The 8,491-nt window shown below is 38.8% G+C and carries 8 protein-coding genes; 7 read left to right on the forward strand and 1 reads right to left on the reverse strand.

The window, feature by feature from the left end; genetic code table 11:
- The first annotated feature begins 872 nt into the window (after positions 1-872).
- A complete protein-coding gene (locus AAEY78_RS11895; protein ID WP_352339558.1) occupies positions 873-1,040 on the forward strand; it encodes a hypothetical protein in 168 nt (55 codons plus the stop codon).
- A gap of 48 nt (positions 1,041-1,088) precedes the next feature.
- The gene (locus AAEY78_RS11900; protein ID WP_352339559.1) at positions 1,089-1,202 is read left to right on the forward strand and encodes a transposase; all 114 of its coding nucleotides are present in this window, start codon (positions 1,089-1,091) and stop codon (positions 1,200-1,202) included.
- Between the two features lie 97 nt (positions 1,203-1,299).
- Here AAEY78_RS11900 and AAEY78_RS11905 read toward each other — a convergent pair whose 3' ends face one another.
- Positions 1,300-3,024: a hypothetical protein gene (locus tag AAEY78_RS11905; RefSeq protein ID WP_352339560.1), complete on the reverse strand. Its 1,725-nt coding sequence runs from the start codon at positions 3,022-3,024 to the stop codon at positions 1,300-1,302.
- Positions 3,025-3,218: 194 nt separating this feature from the next.
- Between AAEY78_RS11905 and AAEY78_RS11910 the strand changes: the two genes are divergently transcribed.
- From AAEY78_RS11910 to AAEY78_RS11930, 5 genes are all read left to right on the forward strand, one after another.
- The gene (locus AAEY78_RS11910) at positions 3,219-3,635 is read left to right on the forward strand and encodes an OsmC family protein (RefSeq protein ID WP_352339561.1); all 417 of its coding nucleotides are present in this window, start codon (positions 3,219-3,221) and stop codon (positions 3,633-3,635) included.
- 36 nt (positions 3,636-3,671) lie between these two features.
- Complete coding sequence (locus AAEY78_RS11915; RefSeq protein WP_352339562.1) at positions 3,672-4,136, forward strand: flavodoxin family protein; 465 nt, start codon at positions 3,672-3,674, stop codon at positions 4,134-4,136.
- A 17-nt stretch (positions 4,137-4,153) separates the two neighbouring features.
- Positions 4,154-4,822, forward strand: a complete 669-nt coding sequence (locus tag AAEY78_RS11920; RefSeq protein WP_352339563.1) for a DUF938 domain-containing protein — start codon at positions 4,154-4,156, stop codon at positions 4,820-4,822.
- A 370-nt stretch (positions 4,823-5,192) separates the two neighbouring features.
- Entirely contained in the window at positions 5,193-7,280 is a 2,088-nt protein-coding gene (locus AAEY78_RS11925; protein WP_352339564.1) for a catalase, read from the forward strand.
- Positions 7,281-7,556: 276 nt separating this feature from the next.
- Positions 7,557-8,318, forward strand: a complete 762-nt coding sequence (locus AAEY78_RS11930) for an MBL fold metallo-hydrolase (RefSeq protein WP_352339565.1) — start codon at positions 7,557-7,559, stop codon at positions 8,316-8,318.
- The last annotated feature ends 173 nt before the right edge of the window (positions 8,319-8,491 follow it).

The following is an 8,491-nucleotide window of genomic DNA, read 5'->3' on the forward strand; positions in this document are numbered from 1 at the left end:
TCAGAAGTGAAACGTCTTTGCGCCAATGGTAGTGTGGTTCGCCCATGTGAGAGTAGGTCATCGTCAGCTCTCTATTCTAAAAGCCCCCTTTGCATATGCAAAGGGGGCTTTTTTTTGGCTGCAGATTTCTAGTCGATTATGACTTCGTTTGTAGGATAGTTAATTGTCAGCTTCATCTTATTAGGTGTAAGGAAGGTATAAGGCTATTTGATATGATTGATCATCTTAAAAATAGGGCTAGCAGTCACTATTCTCAATATAATTATTAAGCATAACTGATTCTGAACTGTCTTTATATTGTCCGATACTTGACGCTTTGAGACAATATGAAAGTGAAAAGACTAGTCTATATCTCTAATATTAAAGAACGATCAGACAAGGCTACTACTTTATAATAAATAAACCCATTTTGCATATGAACTTGGATAATGATTCAGTTTGTCGATGATTACAAAGAATATTACGAGATTGAGCTAATCTGTAAAGTACTATAGCAAAGCTCTTTTAAAAAATCATAACATAAATCAATTACCCTAGCTCAAGGAACTGTGTTCTTATCAGCTTAACCACTATTCAAAACTGAAAGAGAGACGTACATAGCCAAACAACAAGACAAACTTAGCCTCATAATATAATAGATGAAGTTTTACTCAATGATTTTAAAGAAAATTTTAATGATGACCCGTATGAAAGAGCTGAGCACTTAAACTGTAGCAGAACAGGCTTCCATCACGCCTTAAAGCGCTTGTAGGTCAGCAAAAGAAAGACCTTAGAGCATCTAAACTCTTGCTCAGTAAAGAGACCTGACTATTTCAGTAAGCTTAACTACTTCATGGTTCGAGTTCTCTCTATTGTTTGTATGGATAAAAGCGGTGACCATTCACGCTTACGGCTCTGCACCGATTGGTAAACCTTGTATCGATAACTACAACTGGCAAGCAAAAAAGCGCACCAATGTTATTGGTGCCTTGTATGGAAAAGTCTTATTTGCACTTGATTACTTTAACAGAAATATTAATGGCGACATATTCTACGATTAGTGAATATACATACTTATTTCACGCTTATAAATACCGTGAGTGATCGTAATGGATAATGCTAGCTTTCATAAACGAGTACAACGACCGCTCAACAGACACGGTCATCCCCTGCTATTTCTAACACCTTACAGCCCTGACTTGAACGCTATCGAAAATAAATAGACACAAGCTAAGTTTCTATGTCAAAGCTAGATAGAAAATAATATGCCTAAATTGTTTCATGATATGGCTGTTCTAGCTTTATTGTGAGTTAACTATATTAACCTTTGAAAGGCTTAGAAGGTTTAAAGATATCATTATTCATCATATCTTCTACACTACTAAACGTAAACTTACTTTTATTTTCAGGCAAACGTAGAATACGTGGAAGCCGAGTAATACCTATTTTTCCATCTGCAATAGCATAGTGTCTATAGCTTTCATTGATTATAATTTCGCATTCAAACTCTGGATATACAATACTATCTGCCTTATTTTTAGCTAAGCGGATAATGAACATAAACAGATCTTGATTTAAGGTTGATTCTATTTCTGTTATTTCTTCTGCTGTATAACTTGGAGACTTACTTAGTTTCATCTTCTGCCAAAAGCTACCTTCTTGTTTGACTTTAAGATAATGATTCAATTCTTCTTTTAAATTATTAATTTCTTGTAAAGTAGCCTCACATTCTTTTAGCTTTTCTTTAACAGTAAGCAAAGAATTTTCCATCATTGCTTCATAATCAAATATATTTTTTTGCTCTATAGTAAACAGACCCCATAAATTATCGAGTAGTTTTCTTAACGAAATTAATTTGATAACCATAATTTCACTACTTTCAGAATACATTGCTAAAGGCTGTAATCTAAAATCTTGATTGTTTTCAATCATTCTTTTTATTAATTGATCTAAATGATAAAATAAAAAATTTTGATCGTTTTTATCATTGATTACAGTTTGAATAACATTAGGGAGTTTATTAAGAATTAGGATAGAGAGTTGTTTTTCGTAGTCGATCATTCTATTAGCGATAATAGTCTCTGAACTACTACCATCTTGATCAAGTGGTTTTTTTAATAGAGTGGTTAGGTAGGTTCTATTTAAATGTTGAACTTCAAGAACAAACTTTAAGACTGTATCAGACACTCCTCTATCTAGGGTGTACAGTCGACTCATACAATATGACACGTGTTTGATATATTCATTATTATTTAGACTGTCCTTTTTAATAACCAGATGAGTTAAGTAAATAAACTTATTAGCTCCTTCTCCGCTACTCGATTCGTATAGGAACCTTCTGAATGAGTAGGCGTTATTATTAGGTTGACTTGCGATTCCTACTACGAACCAATAGTTTTGACCTTCTACAACAAAAAACTTTCTATCTTTACCCTCTTTTTTTATCAACGATGGTAAGTGAGTTAATTCTTGAAAGCTCAAGTCGGTCGAGTCCCAGCTACGGAAATCTCTGCCTTGTATTTTTTGTTTGATAAATACTTCTTTTAAATAGGTTTTAACAATATCATTGTTGAGATTGCGTAGTCCACCGTCGATAATTAACTCAACTTTATCTACCCAGTCTGCTAGATCATATAGAAAAGCAGTGCGAATATTGATTCGATTTCTTTGATCGAAAAGCGAACCTTGGACATCCAGTCCGTCTAAATAGTCAAGCATGGCTTCAATTTCATCGGCCAATTTCAGTGCCTGATAAGAGTCAGGCTTTGAGTTAATAAGCTTAGACATATGAATAGCAATATTAGTTAGTTCTTTGTTCTGTGTAGTCATCTTCCTCATAACACTTTCTAGCGTATCAGGACGTTTGTATACTAAGTTGTGATTAATACCTCGAGGTTCAAGAATGTTTTTACACACACTAGCTTGGCTTTCTTTATTTAGCTGAGGCAATATCTCTTGAATTACTTCACGCCAATTTGAACCTAAAGCAGGATCTATAGATTTCAATTTATAAACCTGATATTCAGAGAGATCATAGATGTTCATTATTTTTATACCTTCTAAATGTATTTTACTATAAAGATCATAGTTAATGACAGACTGGGATATTGTTGTAGTATTAATAAATGGGTATAGCTAAAAGATTACTTTGTTTGCTATGGTTATAGAGTAAGTGCCAACATGATACATTAATTTAGCTTTTGTAGAAAATTTAAGCAGTCAATTTAAGGAGATAAAGTGTGACTATATCGAAAGTAAGCTACCAAGGTGACCTGCGCACTACCGCTATTCACCTGCAATCAAATAATGAAATCATTACTGATGCACCAGTTGATAATCAGGGTAAAGGTGAAGCCTTTTCACCGACTGATTTATTAGCGACGAGCTTAGCCAGTTGCATGCTGACCATTATCGGTATCAAAGCTCGTGATATGGATATGGATATTGATATTGCAGGCACTACGGCTGAAGTGACAAAAGTTATGGCAGCTGATCCAAGACGAGTTAGTGAAGTACATGTCGCGATTACTTTTAATCGAAGTTTAGATGATAAGACGCAAAAAATATTTTATAACACTGCGCTGACTTGTCCGGTTGCGAAAAGTATCCATCCTGATATTATTCAAAAAGTAACCATTAATTCTAAGAGCTATTGATTCCAAAGACTAGTAATCTCTATAACGGTGATTAATATGGCTAGCAAAACCTTACTTATCGTCGCTCATGCACCATCGCCTAATACTAAAAAACTAGCACAAGCGGCTTATGACGGTGCCAATCATCCTGATATAGATATCAATGTCATATTAAAGTTACCACAAGATACCCAGCCTGAAGATGTGCTAGCGGCAGATGCTTTGTTATTAGGCACGACTGAAAACTTAGCCTATATGGCAGGGCTAACCAAAGATTTCTTTGATCGCTGTTATTATCCTGTGTTAGAGAAGAAGCAGGGCATGCCGTTTGCCTTATACGTTCGTGCAGGACATGATGGTACGGGCACCAAGCGCGCTATAGAAACTATTGTCACAGGTTTGCGCTGGATGTGGACTCAAGAGGCGTTGATCTTACAAGGTGATTGGCAAGAAGGTTTTACTGAACAAGTCGAGGAGCTAGCGATGACGCTGGCAGCTGGGGTAGAGGTGGGTATCTATTAGTTTTTATAGAGATAACTATGAGCAATGACAATCTAGGTAATACAGATGTAAATACAAGCGCGGCGTTACCGTTTTCTCAAGCATGTGAGAATAACCAGCGTCCTATATTGGCGATTTTACAACAAGAGCTACAGGATGCGCGTCACGTGCTAGAGGTCGGCTCAGGCACAGGTCAACATAGTGTCTATTTTGCCCCGCAACTCGCGCATTTAAAATGGCAAACCAGTGACATTAGCGCAAATCATGACATTATTAAGGCATGGCACGAGGCTTATCCTGCGCCTAATTTATATCCGCCCTTAATATTCGATTTAGTCCAAAATGAATTACCATTTAACCCTGATATTCATGAGCCTTATGATGCCGTATTCACAGCAAATACGCTGCATATCATTGATTGGTCGTTGGTTAAAAACCTATTTGCTTTAACGGCACAGGCGTTACCGGCACACGGAAAGTTTATCGTCTATGGTCCATTCAATGCACAGGGTAGATATACCAGTGCTGGTAATCGCCAGTTTGATGCTATGTTACGCCAGCGTGATTCTGGTAGTGGGATACGTGATATAGAAGCTATTATTGAGCTGGCAGAAGCGCATCAATTACTATTAAAGTCGAATCATGATATGCCTGCTAATAATCAGCTATTGGTGTTTGAAAAATTAGGGTTTGAAAAGACAGTGTGATGTCTTTTTACTTATGGATTGTTTTTACGTCTACCGTGTTAAAAAATACTATTTAAATGCGCTTTTTGCTTAATGATTTATTTTCATATTCTTACCTACTAATATTAATATTTTCCTTCTGCCTTATAAATCCTCAGTGTTAGTCTTTCTATTTTTCCTTATCTTACTTTAGATATTCTCTGCTCTGCTAACTCGTTGTTAAACTATGTAATTTTTAACTAAACATCAACAACGTTAACTTATTTTTTGCTTAAGATAAATCGTTATTCATGATTACAGACAGACTCTTACTTTTCTATAAGCCTGTCTGTAATCATGGCAACAAGTGTCTTTTATCTATAATCAACTACAATAATAGCCAGGATGGATAATGAAAACAAATATTGATCATACCGACCCCGCCAAAACGATGAATCCGACACGTGGACATGGGGGTGAGACCCATCAGCATGCCGATGATGACAGTAATCTGCTCACTACCCAGCAAGGGGTGGTAATTTCTGATAATCAAAACTCGCTAAAGGTTGGCGCACGTGGACCAACGTTGTTAGAAGATTTTGTATTACGCGAAAAAATCAATCACTTCGACCATGAGCGTATTCCTGAGCGTATTGTCCATGCGCGAGGCAGTGCAGCGCACGGTTATTTTGAGCTGACAGAATCTTTAGAAGAATATACCACGGCGAAGATTTTAAGCGAAACCGGTAAGCAGACGCCTTTATTTACGCGATTCTCTACGGTAGCAGGCAGTAAAGGCTCAAAAGATACTCCGCGCGATGTACGCGGTTTTGCGGTAAAGATTTATACCGAAGAGGGCAATTGGGATATCGTTGGTAATAATATGCCGATCTTCTTTATCCAAGATGCCATGAAATTCCCAGACCTTGTACATGCGGTCAAACCTGAACCAGATCGCGGATTTCCACAAGCGGCATCTGCCCATGATACCTTTTGGGATTTTGTCTCACTCAGCCCTGAAACCATGCATAATTTGATTTGGGTAATGAGTGATCGTGGCTTGCCACGTAGCCTGCGTATGATGGAAGGCTTTGGTATTCATAGTTATCGCTTGATTAATGCTGAGGGTAAAAGTACCTTTGTGCGCTTCCATTGGAAGCCAGTACTAGGCGTACAATCGACTACATGGGATGAAGCGGTAAAAATATCCGGTGCTGATCCTGATTATCATCGTCGTGATTTATTTGAGTCGATTAATAATGGCGATTATCCAGAGTGGGAATTTGGCGTACAGTTATTTACTGAAGATGAAGCCAATGCATTTCCATTTGATCACTTAGACGCCACCAAGCTGATTCCAGAAGAATTAGTACCAGTAAAAATCGTCGGTAAAATGGTACTCAATCGTTATCCGGATAATTTCTTTGCAGAAACAGAGCAAGTCGCGTTTTGTCCATCGCATTTGCCACCAGGTATTGATTTTAGTAATGATCCCTTACTACAAGGTCGCCTGTTTAGTTATCTAGATACCCAGTTGTCACGTTTAGGTTCGCCGAATTTTGCCCAGATTCCGATTAACGCACCAAAATGTCCGTTTGCCAATAATCAGCAAGATGGTCATATGCAGATGCAAGTGCCGAAAACGCGCGTATTGTATGAGCCACAAAGCCTTGATCCAACGCGTCCACGTGAGAGTGTTAAAAAAGGCTTCGCATCTTTCGCTGAGACGCTAGATGATGGCGTAAAAGGTCGCGTGCGTGCTGAAAGCTTTGCGGATCATTATAGCCAGCCGCGTATGTTCTATCGTAGTCAAACACCAATTGAGCAAGCACACATTACCTCTGCTTATGCCTTTGAATTGGGTAAAGTAGACACGGCGCATGTGCGTACCCGCATGCTTGGTCATCTGATTAATATTGATGAAGATTTGGCGAATCGGGTGGCAACGGCATTAGGTATGCAATTGCCTGAAGCGGCAGAGGCTGCGGCACCGATACAAGACTTGGCGACATCTGACGTCTTACAAACGATTGGTCGTACGCCTAAGACGTTAAAAGGTCGCATGATTGGAATATTGGTTGCAGAAGGATCAAAACATAGCGAAATTAAGAAGTTTGAAGAGGCATCAAAAACAGAAGGCGCAAGCGTTAAAATCATTGCACCAAATAAAGAGGTTAAGCTGGACGATAACACTGTTATACAAGCCGATGAGCGCGTAGCAGGAGGTCCGTCAGTGATGTTTGATGCAGTTGTTAGTATCATTATGCCAGAGCAAGCGAAGAAGCTTGCTAAAGACAGTGCTACTTTAGATTGGTTTACTGATGCCTATGTACACTGTAAAGCGATTGCCTATTGCGGGGCGACTGATGAGTTTATCTTAAGTAAGCTTCCGATTGAAAAAGACAGCTTTGTCACGCCACTGGCTGATTTAGATGCCTTTATTGATAATGCGAAGTCGCGTCTATGGGAGCGTGAGCCAAAGGTGCGTGATCTGGCTTAACTGCTTTTAAGTACATATTTTAAGTACATAGTACTATTAATAGTCTCTCTTAAACTCAGCCAACGTGCTGAGTTTTTGCGTTATAAGCGGATAGGATTAATTTATATTGTCAAATCATGCTTTTAACTATTATGGTTAATTTGTACTAACCAATAAACGCCTGCGTTCATGCAAAATGAATGTGGCTAACAGTAACAAGGTTATACTAAGCTAATAGAATGAGGTCATGAATACTGATGGATGACAGCAGAGCGAAATGCAGAGCAAGGATGGGTCATGAGTTTATGTGAAATAGTGCGCTTAGATGGTTATATTCAGAGCATTTATTTAGCTGTATATCCCGATAAACTATTGCTCCTTGATGGCTGCTGTCGCCCAGATGTGCCCATGGTATTGAGTTATATAACGACCACCCTACAGCGTCCTACTAGCGATTTGAAAGTTGTGATGGTCACACATATGCACCCTGATCACGCTGGTGGCGCTCATCAATTAAGACGTGCTACTGGCTGTCAGATTGTATCGGCAGATAAACCGCTGCAGTGGTATCACGGTATCGGTGGTCAGCTGATGCATCTTGTTGATACGGGATTGGCACATTACGTTGCTAAGCGTCAAGGTCGCCCGTTTAAGCGCCTGTGGTATCCCGCTCACCTTCATCCGGATAAGATGGTGCAAGAGGGCGATGCTATTCCTGCGTTTGAGGACTGGCAAGTGTTGGAGACACCAGGGCATACCGATAGAGATTTTTCCTTATTTCATTTACCCAGTCGGCAAATTTATACCGCTGATTTAATTATTAAGCTGCGCCATAAATTCGTAGCGCCATTTCCGATTTATGATCCAAAATCTTATATAAAATCTTTGCAAAAAGTGAAAGATTTGCAGCCCTCTAATGTGATGATGGCACATGGGCGCGAATTAATGATTGATGCAGTAACCTTCGATAGGTTAATTAAGCAAGCGCCAACATATCAACGCACAGTAAAAGATACCATTCGTCATAAGTTATTTTGGACGCCCAAAAAGACAAAGTAAGTTTTAGAGATGAGTTGCACAATATCATATTATAAAACGGTATGAATAATCGTTAAGCAAAAAAAAGCTCAGCCAAATAAATGACTGAGCTTTTCCAAATATGGTGGGCCGACCGCGACTCGAACGCGGGACCAATTGATTAAAAGTCAACTGCTCTACCAACTGAGCTATCG

The sequence above is a fragment of the Psychrobacter sp. 16-MNA-CIBAN-0192 genome (assembly GCF_040309565.1).
Taxonomy (GTDB): Bacteria; Pseudomonadota; Gammaproteobacteria; order Pseudomonadales; family Moraxellaceae; genus Psychrobacter.